This window comes from Pseudomonas brassicacearum (assembly GCF_000585995.1).
Classification (GTDB): domain Bacteria; phylum Pseudomonadota; class Gammaproteobacteria; order Pseudomonadales; family Pseudomonadaceae; genus Aquipseudomonas; species Aquipseudomonas brassicacearum_A.
In genome coordinates, this window is record NZ_CP007410.1 from 3,377,505 (window position 1) to 3,394,852 (window position 17,348).

Genomic DNA, 17,348 nt, shown 5'->3' on the forward strand with positions numbered 1-17,348 from the left:
CAATTTATTTTCGGCAAGTCGACGAGCGATAGGAGGGACAGTCCAGCGCGAAAAACGCATACAAAAACGCCGCTCAATGAGCGGCGCTGTTGGTTTTTCCCTGTGGGGTTCTGAACGGCTTTATCAGGCAACCAGATCGTTGGCGTTGAAGGTGTTGACACCCAGCAACTGAATCTCGAAATCGGCGCCCAGATCGCCGTTGACGTTACCGGAAAGAATGTGATCGACAAAGCGCAGTTGCCCTGCGCCCGTGAAGTCATTCGAATCAATGAAACTGAACTTGTTGATCCCCGTAGCCAGGAGACTGGCGTCCAGCTTCGTCAGGTCAATCTTATCGCCTTGCAGGCGGCTGAAATCGAAAATGACGTCGCGAGCGCTGTCCAGGCCCAGTTCATTCAATGTGCTGAAAACGAATCGATCGGCCCCGGCACCGCCGGTGAGACTGTCAGCGCCGATGCCACCGATCAGCAGGTCATTGCCTGCACCGCCGTTGAGTTGATCGTTACCCGCCCCACCACTCAGCGTGTTGTTGCCGGTATTGCCGAGCAATACGTTATCCAGGGCATTGCCAGAACCGGTCAGGTGGGCAATACCGGTGAGCGTGAGGTTCTCCAGGTTGGCGCCCAGGGTCCAGTTCACCGAGGACCGCACCGTGTCGATTTCACTGGCCAGGGTGCTGGTTTCACTGACGACGTCCTTGAGGTTATCGACCACGTAGGTGTCGTTGCCGGTGCCACCGATGAGGGTGTCGATACCCGCGCCGCCGTCCAGGGTATCCGCACCGTCCAGGCCATTGAGCACGTTGGCCGCGCTGTTCCCGACCAGTGTGTTGCCCAGGGTGTTGCCGACAAGGTTGAGCGCGGCAGCACCGAGCAACTGGCCGTCCTCGACGTTGGCGGACAAGGTATGGCTGACGGATGTACGTACCACGTCCTGGCCTTCGTCGGCGAGCTCGATGACCTGGTCGCCGAGGTTGTCGAGGAAATAGGTGTCATTGCCCTCGCCGCCAATCAGCGAGTCCCGCCCGCCCCCACCGTTGAGCACGTTGTTGCCGACGTTACCGGTCAGCACGTTGTTCAGGGCGTTGCCGGTGCCATTGAGGTGGGCAGTGCCAATCAGCGTGAGATTTTCCAGGTTGGCGCCCAGGCTCCAGCTCAAGGAGGCGCGCACGGTATCGATTTCGCTGGCCAGGGTGCTGGTTTCGCTGATGACGTCCCTGAGGTTGTCGACCACGTAAGTGTCATTGCCAGTCCCACCAATCAAGGTATCGATACCGCTGCCGCCGTCCAGAACGTTAGCGCCGGTGTTGCCGGTGATGCGGTTGTTCAGGGCGTTGCCGGTACCATTGAGGTTGGCGCTGCCGCTCAGCGTCACGGCCTCAAGATTGGTGCCAAGGGTGTAGCTGATGGATGAGATGACGCTGTCGATTTCCGTGAGCGAAGCGCCACGCTCGATGACTGTGTCACCAAGGTTGTCGATGACATAGGTGTCGTTGCCGGCGCCGCCGTCCAGGGTGTCCGCGCCGCCCTGGCCATTAAGCACGTTGGCGGCGCTGTTGCCGATCAGGCTGTTGTCCAGGGCGTTGCCGACAAGGTTGATGGCGGCAACGCCGAGCAGTTGGCCGTCCTCGACGTTGGCCGCCAAGGTGTGGCTGACCGAGGTGCGAACCAGGTCTTGGCCTCCGTCCGCCGCTTCGATGACCTTGTCACCGAGATTATCGAGCACGTAAGTATCGTCGCCGATGCCGCCGACCAGGGTATCGGCACCCGCGCCACCGTCAAGGTAGTCGCTGCCGGCGCCGCCTTGGAGGGTGTTCACGGAAGCGTTGCCGATCAGGCGATTGTCCAAGTCATTGCCCATCACGGTAAACAGCCCGGCACCGTTCAGGGTCACGTTCTCGATGTTGCGCAAATGACTGAGATTGAGGTCAACGACGTTGCTCAGCGAGCTGGACGCGTAAGTCAAGGTCAGGCTGTCGCGGCCCTGATCGGCACCTTCTTGCAGTAGCCCCAATTCAGCAGCTTGATCGAGCACGTAGGTGTCATTGCCCGCACCGCCGATCAATGTATCCCGCCCGACACCGCCGTTGAGTACGTTATCGCCAGCGTTGCCGGTCAGCACGTTAGCCAGGGCGTTGCCGGTGCCGTTGAGGTTGGCGCTGCCAGTCAGTGTGAGGTTTTCCAGGTTGGCGCCCAGGGCCCAGCTCACCGAGGCGCGCACGGTGTCGATTTCGCTGGCCAGGGTGCTGGTTTCGCTGATGACGTCCTTGAGGTTGTCGACCACATACGTGTCATTGCCCGTGCCGCCGGCCAGGGTGTCGATCCCGCTACCGCCGTCGAGAACGTTGGCGCCGGCATTGCCGGTGATGCGGTTGTTCAGCGTGTTGCCGGTACCATTGAGGTTGCCGCTGCCGCTGAGCGTCAGGACCTCGACGTTCGCGCCCAAGGTATAGCTGACGGAAGAAATAACGCTGTCGATTTCCGTGAGCGAAGCGCCACGTTCGATGACCGTGTCGCCAAGGTTGTCGATGACGTAGGTGTCGTTGCCGGCACCGCCGTCGAGTTGGTCACTGCCCGCACCACCGTTCAATACGTTGTTTCCGGTGTTGCCGGTCAACACGTTGTCCAGAGCGTTGCCGGTGCCATTGAGATGGGCAATGCCGGTCAGCGTGAGGTTTTCCAGATTGGCACCCAGGTTCCAGTTCACTGAGGCGCGCACGGTGTCGATTTCGCCGGCCAGGGTGCTGGTTTCGTTGACGATGTCCTTGAGATTCTCGACCACGTAGGTATCGTTGCCGGTGCCACCGATGAGGGTGTCTATACCGGCACCACCGTCCAGGGTGTCGGCACCGTCCTGGCCATTGAGGATGTTGGCGGCGCCGTTGCCGATCAGGTTGTTGTCCGAGGCGTTGCCGACAAGATTGAGGGCGGCAACGCCGAGCAGTTGCCCATCCTCGACATTGACCGACAAGGTATGGCTGACCGAGGTGCGTACCAGGTCGCGACCTTCGTCGGCGCGCTCAATGACGTTGTCGCCAGGGTTATCCAACAGGTAGATGTCATTGCCGGCACCGCCAATCAGCGTGTCCCGCCCCACACCGCCGTCGAGCACGTTGTTGCCGGTGTTGCCGCTGAGTACGTTGTTCAGGGCGTTGCCCGTGCCTGTAAGGTTGGCGCTGCCGAGCAATGTGAGGTTTTCCAGGTTTGCGCCCAGGGTCCAGCTCAACGAGGCGCGTACAGTGTCGATTTCGCTGGCCAGGGTGCTGGTTTCGCTGATGACGTCCTTGAGGTTGTCGACCACGTAGGTGTCGTTGCCCGCACCACCGACCAGCGTGTCGATACCGCCGCCGCCATCCAGCGTGTTGGCGCCGGCATTGCCGGTGATGCGGTTATTCAGCGCGTTGCCGGTGCCATTGACGTTGGCACCGCCAGTCAGCGAGAGGTTTTCCAGGTTGGCACCCAGGCTCCAGCTCACCGAGGCGCGTACGGTATCGATTTCACTGGCCAGGGTACTGGTTTCACTGATGGTGTCCGCGAGGTTGTCGACAACATAGGTATCGTTGCCCGCCCCGCCGATCAAACTATCCTTGCCGGCACCACCATCCAGAAGGTTGCCCAGTGCATTGCCGATCAGGGTGTCGTCATTGACCGAGCCAATGGCGTTTTCGATTTTGGCGCCGTAAGCAATCGCCAGCCCCTCGTTGAAGGCCGTCTGGGTGGTGAGATTGGTGAAGGCCTGACCGATTTTGCTGAACTGGCCTTCATTCAGATTGATGCGAACCGCTCCCGCCTGATTGCTTGCATCAATCGTGTCATTGCCGCCAGCATCCCAGATAGTCTCGAATACCGACTGATCGACAGCCCAGCTATAGGTGTTATTGCCAGTCTGCCAGTGAGTGTTTGCGCCATAAAGACTCTGGATGGCGGCAATGTCCAGCAACATGGGTGACGTCGGTTCGAAGGAGTACGCGTTGTCGTAACTCATGATCGTGTAACGAACATCATCGTACTGAGCAGCAAGCACCGTGGCATTAAACTGGCTTGAGGAGAACGAATGCTTGAGGCCCAGGGCGTGGCCAATCTCATGCATAAAGGTCAGGTAGTCGTAGGTGCCTTCACCTGGCGTCGGGTTGTCCGTGATGGGCCCGATCCAGACATCACCGGCGCTGGGGGTGCGATCGGGGTAGTAAGCCCAGGCTGCGAAGCTGGAGTCCATGTCCCCATAGCCACCGAAGCGCAAGTCGCCCACGCTGCTATAGGACTCGCCGACCTGGTTGAATTTGATATTGGCGACCGAACTCCACGTGCCGAGCGCACCGACAACGGCGTTTTTCTGCGCTGATGTCAGGGTGTAGCCAGCCTCATACTCATTGTTACCGCTGTAGTAGTTCGCAAAATAGGAATTCATCGTCATGAAGCTGTACGTCAGGGACGTACCGCCCGATGTGCCGGTCCAATAAGTGCCGAAAAGCAAACTGTTGACCTGCGCGTTAGCGGTCAGCTTTGCGTACGAGATGGATGAATAACCAAGTGGACTAGGCATACGAACTTCCTGAAATCGATCTGCGGCCCTTCCTGGATGCGACCGCTACAAGGGGTTATTTTGCATGAGAAATAGTGATTTTGATATCACTTAGCCACTGCATTTTTGACCACTAATCCGAAGAGGACGGCGCCACCAGCCATTCATTGGCCCGACGAATATCCCCTTCCCCCAATCTTCCGCTCCAGCGGTGCAACACAAGCAAGCTGGTTACGAACTTGTATTGGGACTGATAGAAATCACGCCGTGCGCGAAACTCTTCCTTGATGCTGTCCAGGACATCGACGGCATTCTTGACGCCATAGGCGAAGGCTTTCTCCGTGGCTATGCGCGACTTTTCAGCTGACTCCAGCGCGCGTCGTGTCGCCTTGATTCGGCTCAGCTCAGCGGTCATGCCGAGGTACGCCGTGCGGGTTTCCTTGACGACCTGGCGCCGCAGGGCTTCCAGCTCCTGCTCGGCGACTTCCTTATCGCTTTCGGACGTCGATACCCGAGCACGGGTGGAACCGCCACTGTAAAGCGGCACCTGCAGATCGAGGGATGCGACGAGGTTGTCCGAACGCGGCGTCAACGCGCCCTCATAGCCGATATCACTGCGTTGCGCCGTCAAGTTCAGCCCGAGCCGGGGCAGATGACCGGCCTTGGCTTCACCAATCGCCGCGTCGGCGGCACGGATACTGTGTTCGCGGGCGTGCAGTGCCGGGTTGCTGTCCAGTGCTGTCTGCACCCAATAGTCCTGCGCCTGGGCGGGCAGACTGAAGGCCGGATTGTCGCCGATGCGCTTGAGTGGTTCCTGGACGTCGCGCCCCACCAATTCGGAAATGGCTTCCCGACTGACCTGGACCTTGTTACTGGCCTCGATCTCGTCAGCCTTGAGCGTATCCACTCGCGCCTCGAGATCCAGTGTGTCGGTCACCATCGCCATCTGGCGCGCATACAGGGCATTGACGCGCTTGAGGTTACGCTCGGTCGCGTCCAGCTCGCTGCGCACCAGGGACAGTTCATCCTCCGCCGCCAGCACGGCAAAGTAGCGCTCGGACAGGTCAATACTGGCCTGCACCTGGGTGTCATCGGATTCGTATTCGCCCTGCCGGGCCAACTCTACGTACTTCTGGTAACTGCGCCAGACCTGCGGGTCGTAGATCACCTGATTGAGCATCACCGCCATGCGTTTGCCGTTGTACTGGATGCGGTTAAGGTCGTCGTCACGCCGACTGCGGTTGACACTGCCGCTGGCGTTGAGCTGCGGCAACAGTTGCCCCAAGGCTGCACGCTCGTTGCCCTCACCGCTACGGATCAGGGCTTGAGCGCGCAAGATGCGCGGATCAGCACCCTGCGCTTCCTGATGCAATTGCCACAGGTCTATGTAAGAAACCGCGGCCCCGTTGCCAGCGAGGACGCCAAGGGGCAAGACGGCCAGGCATATCGCGATCAGGGACTTCATGTCAGTCCTCGATCATCGAGCGGGCGAAAGCATTGCTGGCAGGCTGCATCAAGTATTGCAACAGCGTCCGCTCCCCCGTATTGATCAGTACTTCGACCGGCATCCCCGGCACCAGGGTGAGATTACCCAGCGCCTGACGTCCTTTGTCCGTCAGGGCTACGCGTGCCAGGTAATAAGCGGTGCCGGTGTCCTTGTTGGTCAGGCGATCAGCGGATATCTGCACCAACTGCCCTTCGATGACTGGTGTGGTGCTGCTCTTGAACGCACTGAAGCGAATGTGCGCCAGCTTGCCCAGGGCAATGCGATCGATGTCCATCGGCGAAACCTGTGCTTCGACGATCAGCTCCTCGTTGGCGGGGACGATGTCCAACAGTGCGGTGCCTGGGCTGACCACTCCGCCCGGTGTGTGCAGGGTCATGCCCATGACCATGCCCGACTCGGGCGCCAGGATATCGGTGCGTTGGTCGCGGTCCTGCAGGGTCGCCAGTCGCTCGCGCAACTCATAAACCTTGCTCCGCGCATCGCCCAGCAGACCGGCGACCTCGGTGGCAAAGGTCTTTTTCAGCTGCAGTATTTTCAACTGCGCCTCGTCGATATGGACTCGCGCTCGGGCGATCTCGGATTGACTTTCGGCTATTTCGGCCTGCAGGCGAGAAAGACTGCGCTCCTGCTCGCGCAGGCGCTGCTTGTCCACGTAGCCATCGGCCAACAGTGCGCGCAAATCGACAATCTCTTCTTCATAGGACGCCGCCAGTGTTTGCTTGCTGGCGATGACGGCCTTGAGTCCGCGAATCTGCTCCTCGATCTGTCCGATGGACTTCTCTTGCAAGCCGATTTCACCCAGCAACGAGGTCCGTCGGGTCTGGAAGATTCGCGCTTCACTGTCACGGGCCTCCCGTACTCGAGGGTCAGCCGAGTCAAGAGTCGACTCAGGTACTGGCTCGGGCAGCGAGTCACGTTCAGCCACCAACCGGGCCTGCAGTTCGAGGGCGGCGATCAACTGGCTGCGCATGGCTTCCATTTCCGAGCGCGCCTGGGTGTTATCGAGCACCAGCAACACATCGCCGGCCTTCACCTGGTCACCGTCATGCACGCGCAGTTCACGCACGATGCCGCCTTCAAGGTGTTGAACAGTCTTGCGGTAGCTTTTGACCGTGACCACGCCCGGCGCGAGGGCCGCACTGTCGAGCGGCGCCAGGGTAGCCCAGCCACCGAACAGGCCAAAGGTGACCAACAGCATGAGATAACCGATGCGACGTATCGGTGCGTCATCGATGGGTAGCGCGGACGTATCGGCGGATGAGGACTGAGTGTTTTGCATAAAATTACTCACCCGTCTTACCGTTGAATCGCGGTAGCCGGCTGGACTGCGGGCGCGGCGCCCTGCAGTCGTGCCAGGACCTTGTCGCGCGGCCCGAACAGGCTCAGCTCGCCATGATTGAGAACCAGCAGTTTATCCACCTGCGCCAATACCCCGGAGCGATGGGTAATGACAAACACCGTAGCGCGGCTCTGTCTGAGTTTTTGCAGCGCCTCGGCGAGCATTTTTTCTCCGGCGTCATCCAGGTTGGAGTTCGGTTCATCGAGCACCACCAGCCGCGGCTCGCCGTACAAGGCGCGGGCCAGGCCGATGCGTTGCCGCTGGCCGCCGGACAAGCCACCGCCATTGGCGCCGATCACGGTGTCGTAGCCATCGGGCAGTTGCAGCACCAGCTCGTGTACGCCGGCCATGCGCGCGGCGGCAACCACCGCCGGGGCGTTCACGGGGCCGAAGCGCGAGATGTTCTGGCTGATGGTGCCCTCGAACAGCTCGATGTCCTGCGGCAAATAACCGATGTACTGGCCCAGCTCGTCCCGACGCCATTGACTGATGTCCGCACCGTCCAGGCGTACGGTACCGGCCAGGCTTGGCCAGATCCCCAGCAATGCCCTAGCCAGGGTCGACTTTCCGGCGCCGCTGGAACCAATGATGCCCACCGTCTCACCGGCCAGCAGTTGAAAGCTCACTCCACGAATAATCGGCTTGCGGCTATCCGGAGCCCCCACCGAAAGGCCCTCGACACGGATCGCCCCCTCAGGTGCCGGCAACGACATGCGCTCAGGCTCGGCGGCAATCTTGACTAACAATTCGTGCAGCCGGGCATATTGCGAGCGGGCGCCAAGAAAGCCTTTCCACACGCCGATCAACTGATCGATGGGCGCTAGCGCACGGCCCAACAAAATAGAGCCGGCAATCATCAGTCCGGGGGAAATTTCATGATTGATCGTCAAGTAGGCACCCAGGCCCAACACCAGCGACTGGACGATCTGGCGGAACGTCCGGGACACCGCCGAAATGCTCGTGGCGCGGTCGCTGGCCAGGCTTTGCAGGGTCAGGACCTTGTGGGTTTGCCCGCTCCAGCGCTGGCGCAGACTCGCCAGCATGCCCATGGATTCAACCACTTCGGCGTTACGCAGGCTCTTATTGGTGAAGGCGGTAGCAGCCATCTGCTCACGGTTGGCAGCCTGCAACGGTGCCTGCGTGAGCTTTTCGTTGACGAAGGCCAGCGTCCCCAGCAACACCGCACTCAATACCCCCATCCAGCCGAACCAAGGGTGAAAAACGAACATGACGGCCAGGTAGATCGGAATCCAGGGCGTATCAAAAAACGCAAACAGGCCGTTGCCGGTCAGGAATTGGCGCAACCCATTCAGGTCGCTCAATGGCTGCGCCGTGGCGTTCATGCCACAGGAATTGAGCGCTTGCTTGAAACTGGCGTCGAACAGGCGTTGGCCCAACAGCGTGTCCAGGCGCGTACTGATGCGCACCATCATCCTCGAACGGACCCACTCCAGGCCACCCATCGTGAGCATCAACAGCAACATGATCAGCGTCAACATCAACAACGTCGACAGGCTGGCGCTTGCAACAGCGCGGTCATACACCTGCAACATGTAGAACGACGGGACCAGCATCAGCAAGTTGACGAAAAAACTGAAAAAGCCAACGCAAAGAAAACTGCCTTTGCAGGCGGCAAGGGCGCTTTGCAGTTCAGTCCGGGGATGGGATGACATGGTTCATTACCTGAGTCCGCTTATGTAAAACCTGCCAAAAAACGTAGTGGATACAGGTACACGAAGGCTTTGAGTGCTTTAGCGGAGCGCCATTGGAGCGTCTGCGCAATGGGGCTACCGCGTTGTATCGGCGTGCTCGCGGGAATCTTGAGGGGATCAGGCGATGAGGACTTGCGGTCCTGTGGCGAGGGGATTCATCCCCCCGCCACACCTCTAACTGACCGGCATCAACGTGGGCTCAAGGCGCCCAGCGCCGAAACAGCACACTGGCGTTGACCCCTCCGAATCCAAACCCATTGGAGAGCGCGTGGGTGATCGGCATCTTCCGGGCGTTCAAAGCGACCAGGTCGAGCCCATCGGCCGCTTCATCGGGATGAACCAGGTTCAGGGTCGGCGGCACGACCTGGTCACGCAGCGCCAATACCGTAAAGACGGCTTCAATGCCTCCGGCCGCGCCCAGCAGGTGGCCGGTAGCGGATTTGGTCGAGGTGATCGCCACGCCGGAGCCCGTGCCGAACACCGCGCGAATGGCGGCCAGCTCCCCGCTGTCGCCGACTTGGGTGGAGGTCGCGTGGGCATTGATGTGCTGCACATCGGCAGGGCTGACAGCGGCCTGGCGCAGCGCTTGCTCCATAGCGCGCCGTGCGCCGTTGCCGTCTTCCGGACCCGCCGTCAGGTGGTAGGCATCGGCACTGGTGCCATAGCCGACCAGTTCCGCCAGGGGCTTGGCCCCACGCGCCAGTGCGTGTTCCAGCGATTCGATCACCAGCACCCCGGCGCCCTCGGCCATGACGAAGCCGTCGCGATCACGGTCGAAGGGGCGCGAGGCCTCCTGCGGGCGCTCGGCAAATCCCGTGGACAGCGCGCGAGCCGCCGCAAAACACCCCAGGGTCACGCGATCGATCGCCGCTTCGGTGCCACCGCACAAGGCGATATCCGCCTCACCGCTCCTGATCAGCCTGGCCGCATCGCCGATCGCCTGGACCCCAGCCGCGCAGGCCGTTACCGGCGCACCGAGCGGTCCCTTGAAACCGTGACGAATGGAGACGTGCCCCGCCGCCATGTTGGCGAGAAAGGCCGGCGCAGTGAACGGCGACAAGCGGCGTGGGCCACGGGTGTCGGTGGTGCGTACCGCATCGGCTATCGCGCCAAAGCCACCCACGCCCGACGCAATGATCGTGGCGGTCCGCTCCTGGTCGGCCGCTTCAGTCGGATGCCAGTCGGCCTGTGCCAGGGCTTCGTCGGCAGCGACCAAGGCGAACTCGATGAAACGATCCATTTTCTTGCGATCCTTCACCGGGATGACGCGCTCGGGGTCGTAACCGGCGCTGGCGTCTTCCTCCAACGACGGTACCTGGCCGCCCACGGCCACCCCGGTACCCTCGGTGACATCGGCGGGCAGGATACGAATGCCCGAGCGTCCGGCCAACAACCGTTGCCATACCTCTTCTACGCCGCAGCCCAGGGGCCCGACAATGCCGACGCCCGTGACGACGATTCGCTTTTGACCTTCGGGAGTACTCATAAGAACCTCTTCATTTTTCAGTCGACGCTCACTGCAAGCCACAAGCGATCACTCGCTTAAGCCAGCTGTACTGTTTCAATTTGAGTAGGCTGGCCGGGACGAATCTTGAACCAGATGGAATACATCGCCGGCAGGAACACCAGCGTCATGAGGGTGCCGACGAACGTACCGCCGATCAGCGTGTAGGCCAGCGTTCCCCAGAACACCGAATGCGTCAGGGGAATGAACGCCAGGATCGCCGCCAGCGCCGTCAACAGCACGGGACGAGCCCGCTGCACCGTGGCTTCGATGACCGCATTGAACGGATCCAGCCCTTCTTGCGCGTTGTGATGGATCTGTCCGATCAGAATCAGCGTATTGCGCATCAAAATACCCGACAGCGCGATCAGCCCGACCAGGGCGTTGATGCCAAACGGCTGGTGGAAGATGAGCAGCATTGGTACCACGCCAATCAGTCCCAGGGGCGCGGTGAAGAACACCATGATCATCGCCGAGATCGAGCGCACCTGGACAATGATGATCAGCAGCGTCAGCGCCACCATGATCGGCAATAGGGGCAAGATCGCCTGACCGGCCTTGCCCGATTCCTCGATGGCCCCTGCCTGCTCGATCCGGTAGCCGTCAGGGAGCGTGTCGATGATCGGCTGCAATTGTTTGATCATCGCGCCCGAGACGTCCGGTGGCTGCAAGCCTTCGGCAATGTCGCCACGCACGGTAATGGTCGGCGTACGATCACGCCGCCGAAGGATCGGATCCTCCATGCGTACATCCACCTCGCCGACCTGGGACAGCGGGATACGCTGCCCGGCGGCCCCCACCAGCGTAAAGCCTTCGATCCGGGCGGGGTCGAGGCGGATGTCACCGGAGGCGCGACCGACCACCTGCACCGAACGGATGTCCTCACGAACCGCCGTGATCGGCACCCCGGCCAGCAGGAACTGCAGTTGCTGGGCAATGGCGCTGGATGTCAGTCCAACTGCCTGCAGGCGATCCTGATCCAGGTTGAAATGCAGCGTCGGCACCAGCGGGCCCCAATCGGTGTTGACAGTCCTCATCATCGGGCTGGCTTGCATGACGTCCTGTACGCGTGCGGCAACCTCCCGCAGTTTCATCGAATCAGGCCCCATCACCCGGTAGGCCACCGGGAACGGTGAATACGGACCGAACACAATCTGGGTCGCCCTGACACGGGCCTCTGGGGCGAGCCCTGCGGCAACCGCTTCGCGAAGACGGAACTTGAGGGTTTCCCGAGCTTCCTGGCTGTCCGTCAACACGACGATCTTGGCGAACGACGGATCAGGGAGTTCTGGCGCAATCGCCAGGAAGAAACGCGGCGCGCCCTGTCCGATATAGGCCGTGACGATTTTCGCTTCCGCCTGTTTTTGCAGCCAGGCTTCGACCTTGGCCGTGGCGGCGCTGGTCTGCTCGATGGAGGTTCCATAGGGCATTTGCACCTCGATCATCACCTCGGGGCGATCCGAAGTCGGAAAGAACTGCTTCTTGACCAGGCCCATGCCCAGGACTGCCACGACAAACAGCGTGATCACCGTGCCGGCCACCAGCCATTTGTGGCCGATCACCCGCGTCAGAACCTGGCGGAAGCGATTGTAGTGGCGGGTGTTGTAAATGGCGGCATGTCCGCCCTCGACCGGTTTTATGTCCGGCAACATTTTCACCCCCAGGTAAGGGGTAAAGGCCACCGCGACCACCCAGGAGGCGATCAGCGCGATGCCCACGATCCAGAACATGTTGCTGGTGTATTCGCCGGCGCTCGATTGCGCAAAGCCGTTGGGCATGAAGCCAATCGCCGTCACCAACGTGCCGGACAGCATCGGTGCGGCCGTGTGGCTCCAGGCATAGGCGGAGGCTTTGATCCGGTCGTAGCCCTCCTCCATTTTCACCACCATCATTTCGATCGCGATGATCGCATCGTCCACCAGCAACCCGAGCGCCAGGATCAGCGAACCCAGGGTGATCCGGTCGAAGTTCTTTCCGGTAGCCGCCATCACTACAAACACGATGGCCAGTGTCAACGGTACAGCCGCTGCGACCACAACGCCTACACGCCAGCCCATGCTGAGGAAGCACACCAGCATTACAACCAGCAGCGCGACAAAAAACTTGACCATGAACTCGCCGACGGCCGAATCAATGTTCACCGCTTGATCGGTGACCTTGCTCAGCGTCATGCCCAGCGGCATGCCTTCATTGATCTTGGTCGTCTCGGCGTCCAGTGCCTTGCCCAAGTCCAGGCCGTTCCAGCCTTCGCGCATGATAACCCCCAGCAACAAGACCTCTTCGCCGTTATTGCGCACCAGAAAGGTCGCCGGGTCTTCGTAGCCTCGCTCAACCGTCGCCACGTCCGAGAGCTTCAACGTACGCCCCTGGATCGCCAGCGGCGTGTCACGAATTTTTTCCAATTTATCGAAAGCGCCATCCACCCGCAGGAAAACCTGCGGCCCGTTGGTTTCGATAGAGCCGGCGGGTGTGAGCACGTTCTGGCTGTTCAGCGCCGCGAAGATGTCTTGGGGAGAAACGCCCAAGGTGGCCAGTCGGTCATGGGAGAAGGACACAAAAATGCGCTCGGCCTGCTCACCGATGATGTTGACCTTCTTCACACCCGCCACGTGCAACAGGCGCTGGCGCAAGGACTCGGCATCGCGCACCAGCAAGCGCTGCGGCTCGCCCTTGGCTTTCAGGGCGAACAGCGCAAACGTCACGTCCGAATATTCATCGTTGACCAACGGCCCGATCACCCCCGCCGGTAGCTTGGTGCCTTCGTCGTCAATCTTTTTGCGCGCCTGATAAAACTCTTCCTGCACCTGCGAGGGCGGCGTGCGGTCCAACAACGACACCACGGTGAAAGCAAGACCGGGTCGCGTATAGGTTTCCGAGCGGTCATACCATTTCAATTCTTGCAGGCGTTTTTCCAATGGCTCGGCGACCTGGTCCTGCATCTCCTGGGCTGTCGCGCCCGGCCAAGCGGTGATGACGGTCAACTGCTTGACTGTAAACGGGGGATCCTCTGCGCGCCCCAGCTTGAAGAATGCCAGGGTCCCCGCAACGGCGATCAGGAAGATCAGAAACACCGTGATGGAGCGCTCGCGCACGGCAATGGCCGATAGATTGAAGCTCATTGGCGGCCCCCGGCAACCTTCACATCATCGTGTTGGATCAGCCTCACCGCCTCGCCATCGCGCAGCAGATGCGCGCCCAGTCCGACGATACGCTCGCCCACCTTGAGATCGCCTGAGACGCGCGCGGCGTCGTCGCTCAAACCCAGGACCTGGACAGGTCGCCAAGTGACTTTTGCCGGTTCGCCGTCGATGACCCACACGCCGGTGCCGTTGCCCGGGTCGAACAAGGCCGCAATCGGTACTTGCAACACCGGCCCTTGGGCGGCACCTTGGGCAATGCGCAGCGTGACGGTGGAGCCCAGCGGCGCATTGGCCAGCGCCCCTTCCAGTACATAGCGCGCCTCAAAGGTGCGTGTCACGCGGTCGGCGGAATCCGAAAGCAGCCTGAGCTTCGCCGTGACAGCGCCAGTGGTGTTGCCATAAAGCGTCGCCTGCGCGCTGGATCCAGGGGCTGGTCGCAGGGTCTCGGGCAGTTGCACAACGGCTTCGCGCTGCCCGGCTCGTGCCAGTCGGACCACGGGTTGTCCAGGGCTGACGACTTGCCCGGGCTCGGCGAGCGTCTCCATCACAACACCATCGGCATCCGCGAGCAACACGGCATAGCCGGACGCATTACGGGCCACGTCAGCCTGCGCTTCGGCGGCGCTGAGTTGTGCCTTGGCGGTATCGGCCGCGGCTTTGATCTGGTCGTAGCCCGACGCGGAAATAGCCCCGGCGGCTACCAGCTCGCGGTACCGCGCCTCGTCATCCGCGGTCTGCTTGGCCCGAGCCCGGGCGGCCGTGACCGCCTCTTGCTGCGCTCGCGCCTGCAACCCCAGGTCGACCGGGTCCAAGCGCATGAGCGCCTGCCCTTTTTTAACGCTTTGGCCCGCATCCACAAGACGCTCCAACACCTTGCCCGACACACGAAAGCCCAAGTCGCTCTGTACGCGAGCAGCCACGACACCGCTGAATGAACGTGAGCTGTCGAACGAGCCCCGCACTTCAGAGACCCTTACCAGCGGGGCAAGCATGCGCGGATCTTCAGCGGTGGATGAGTCACCACACCCCGTGAGGACGAGGGGCAACAAGCAAGCGGCAATGGATGTGGGTCGAAGCCAGCGCATAGGTTCCCTTACTTGAGCAAATAGGACAGGAACCATATTCTCATTCTCGTGACCAATACTGTCAATGGTCACATATCACTTCAAATTCAGTCTTCCCTCATATCCCCCAAGCTTCGGATTAGGCCCGGCGTCCGCCCGCGAGAATGTCAATTGACAGCAAGTGACCATAATATAATATAGTCACAAATCAACTGCCCACCAGGAATCCCAATGACGCATCTGCGCCCCCTCGCTCTGTTGGTGAGCGCCAGCTTGATGGCAGGCTGCGCGGTCGGTCCGGCCTACCAGCGCCCGGACGCTGCGATGTCGAAGCGTTTCCTGGGCCAGTCGTCTATCGAACAGAGGTCCGGTGCGACGCAAACCAGCCTTATCACCTGGTGGGACGGCTTTGGTGATCCGGTGTTGACCGACTTCGTCGCCAAGGCACTCGAACAGAACCTGGACCTGGCCCAGGCTTCGGCGCGGGTCGCACAAGCACGTGCGGGGTTGGGTGCGGCAAATGCCGCCCTGCTGCCCTCGGGAAACCTCAGCGGCCAGGCTGCACGCGCCTATCAGTCGGTGGAAACCCCGATCGGCCAAGTGCTGAACTCGACGCCTGGCTTTGATCGGTCGGGAAGCTCCTATGAGGTCAATCTCGCCGGCAGCTGGGAAGCGGACCTTTTTGGCGGCCTGCGCCGTGGGCGCGAGGCGGCAATGGCGCAGTACCAGGCGTCTGAAGCGGGTGCCGTCGCCACACGACTGGCCGTTGCGGCGCAGACCGCTGATATCTATATCACGCTGCGCGGCTTGCAGGCCCGACTGGACATTGCCAACCGACAAGCCAAAACACAGCGGGATCTGCTGGAAAAAGTCCAGTTGCTCTACAGCAAGGGCCTCGCCGCCAATTATCAGGTTCACCAGACCGAGGGCGCGTTGTCCCAGGTCCAGGCGACCGTGCCGGTGCTGCAAACCGGCCTGGACGCTGCAATGAATGCGCTGGATGTCATGCTCGGCACGCCACCCGGCACGCATCGCGCGCAACTGGAACAAGCCGGGGATGTGCCCCTGGCGCCCCAGATAACCGCCATGGGCACGCCGGCCGACTTGTTGCGCCGCCGGCCGGATCTGATTGTGGCCGAGCGCCGCCTCGCTGCCGCCAACGCGCGCATCGGTGAGGCTGTCGCTGAGTACTACCCGAAGTTTTCCCTCAGCGCGTTGCTCGGCAGCGCGACGGCCATATCCGCCGGCAATTTGTTCACCGGTGACGCCAGCCAGGCGTCGGGCGCATTGGGCCTGCGCTGGAGGCTCTTCGACTTTGGCCGCATCAACGCCCAGATCGATCAAGCCAAGGGCCAGGAAGCCGAAGCCCTGGCCGCTTATCGCCAGTCCGTGTTGCGCGCTACCGAGGACGTCGAGAACGCATTCTCCGCGCTGGTGAATCGAGAAATCCAGGCCGCCACCCTCACCCAGGGCGAAGCATCGCTGACCCAGGCTCGGCATTCGTCGTTCATTGCCTATCAGAAAGGTACAGCCAGCCTGATCGATGTCCTGAATGCCGACCAGACGCTGCTGCAGGCCTCCGATGCCCGGGCGCAAGCCCGAACGGAGTCTGCGCGGGCGGCGGTTGCGGCATTCAGGGCCCTCGGGGGTGGCTGGCAAGCGCCAGAAACCCAGCCGGTGGCTAACCGCTGAGTTGATCAGCCCCCGCAGCTCTTCGCCCACCCCCTCCTCTATTGAACAACCTGAGATCAGCGATATGAAACCGAACGAACATGCCTGGGTGCTCATCACCGGCGCCTCAAGCGGATTTGGCGAGGAATTTGCCCGACAATACGCCGCGCAGGGGAAATCACTTGTCCTGGTGGCACGCAGGCTGGATAAGCTCGAAGCGTTATCCGCACAGTTGCGCCAACGTTTTGCCATTGAGGTCATCGTCGAGCAAGTAGACCTGTCGTCTATCCCCGCGGTCATCGAACTGCATAAGCGGCTGAGCGAGCGCCAAATCGTGATCGATGTGCTCATCAACAATGCGGGACATGGATTGCAGGGGCCTTTTCTGGATCAGCCCCTGGACCGCTCCCTGGCCATGATCGATCTGGATATCGCCAGTCTGACGGCTCTGACTCAGCTCTTCGCGACAGACATGCGAGCGCGTAAGCGTGGGCAAATCCTGATGGTCGCCAGCCTGCTGTCTTTTCAAGGCGTGAAAAATTTTGCCGTTTACTCTGCCGCCAAAGCGTACGTACTGCGTTTCTCTGAAGCGTTGCATCGTGAACTCAAACGCGACGGCGTCATCGTGACGGCACTTTGTCCGGGAATGTCGGATACCGGGTTCGCGCAAAGCGCGAGCCAAACGATCACACCCGCCTTGAAAATGGTCATGATGCAGCCACAACCCGTGGTCCGTGCAGGCATTCAAGCGCTGCAAGCCGGACGAATAAGTGTCGTGCCGGGCATTGGCAACAAGGCAATGACCGTCCTGACCTGGGCCACGCCGCGCTGGTTTCACCAAGGTCTCATGGCACGCATCATGGGTGCCTGAGGGTACCGCGAAGTGCGCT

Annotated in this window: 9 protein-coding genes; 2 read left to right on the forward strand and 7 right to left on the reverse strand. The window is 61.1% G+C overall.

Features of this window, described 5'->3' with window-relative positions:
• Positions 1-123 precede the first annotated feature (123 nt).
• From CD58_RS31430 to CD58_RS14690, 7 genes are all read right to left on the reverse strand, one after another.
• Complete coding sequence (locus tag CD58_RS31430; protein ID WP_025213751.1) at positions 124-4,542, reverse strand: M10 family metallopeptidase C-terminal domain-containing protein; 4,419 nt, start codon at positions 4,540-4,542, stop codon at positions 124-126.
• A gap of 112 nt (positions 4,543-4,654) precedes the next feature.
• On the reverse strand, positions 4,655-5,986 hold the full coding sequence (locus CD58_RS14665; protein ID WP_025213752.1) for a TolC family protein: 1,332 nt from the start codon (positions 5,984-5,986) through the stop codon (positions 4,655-4,657).
• 1 nt (position 5,987) lies between these two features.
• Positions 5,988-7,307, reverse strand: a complete 1,320-nt coding sequence (locus tag CD58_RS14670) for an HlyD family type I secretion periplasmic adaptor subunit (protein ID WP_025213753.1) — start codon at positions 7,305-7,307, stop codon at positions 5,988-5,990.
• A 17-nt stretch (positions 7,308-7,324) separates the two neighbouring features.
• On the reverse strand, positions 7,325-9,040 hold the full coding sequence (locus tag CD58_RS14675) for a type I secretion system permease/ATPase (RefSeq protein ID WP_025213754.1): 1,716 nt from the start codon (positions 9,038-9,040) through the stop codon (positions 7,325-7,327).
• A gap of 238 nt (positions 9,041-9,278) precedes the next feature.
• Entirely contained in the window at positions 9,279-10,565 is a 1,287-nt protein-coding gene (fabF, locus tag CD58_RS14680; protein ID WP_025213755.1) for a beta-ketoacyl-ACP synthase II, read from the reverse strand.
• A 56-nt stretch (positions 10,566-10,621) separates the two neighbouring features.
• The gene (locus CD58_RS14685; protein WP_025213756.1) at positions 10,622-13,702 is read right to left on the reverse strand and encodes an efflux RND transporter permease subunit; all 3,081 of its coding nucleotides are present in this window, start codon (positions 13,700-13,702) and stop codon (positions 10,622-10,624) included.
• Positions 13,699-14,808 (reverse strand): efflux RND transporter periplasmic adaptor subunit, encoded by a 1,110-nt coding sequence (locus CD58_RS14690; RefSeq protein ID WP_025213757.1) that lies wholly within the window; start codon positions 14,806-14,808, stop codon positions 13,699-13,701. The genes CD58_RS14685 and CD58_RS14690 overlap by 4 nt, the downstream gene beginning before the upstream one ends.
• Before the next feature lie 210 nt (positions 14,809-15,018).
• Here CD58_RS14690 and CD58_RS14695 point away from each other — a divergent pair, with 210 nt between their 5' ends.
• Together CD58_RS14695 and CD58_RS14700 are read left to right on the forward strand one after the other, a co-directional pair.
• Positions 15,019-16,479, forward strand: a complete 1,461-nt coding sequence (locus CD58_RS14695) for an efflux transporter outer membrane subunit (RefSeq protein ID WP_025213758.1) — start codon at positions 15,019-15,021, stop codon at positions 16,477-16,479.
• A 64-nt stretch (positions 16,480-16,543) separates the two neighbouring features.
• Positions 16,544-17,329 carry an SDR family NAD(P)-dependent oxidoreductase gene (locus CD58_RS14700; protein ID WP_025213759.1) on the forward strand — a complete coding sequence of 262 codons (786 nt, stop codon included), beginning with the start codon at positions 16,544-16,546 and terminating at the stop codon, positions 17,327-17,329.
• The last annotated feature ends 19 nt before the right edge of the window (positions 17,330-17,348 follow it).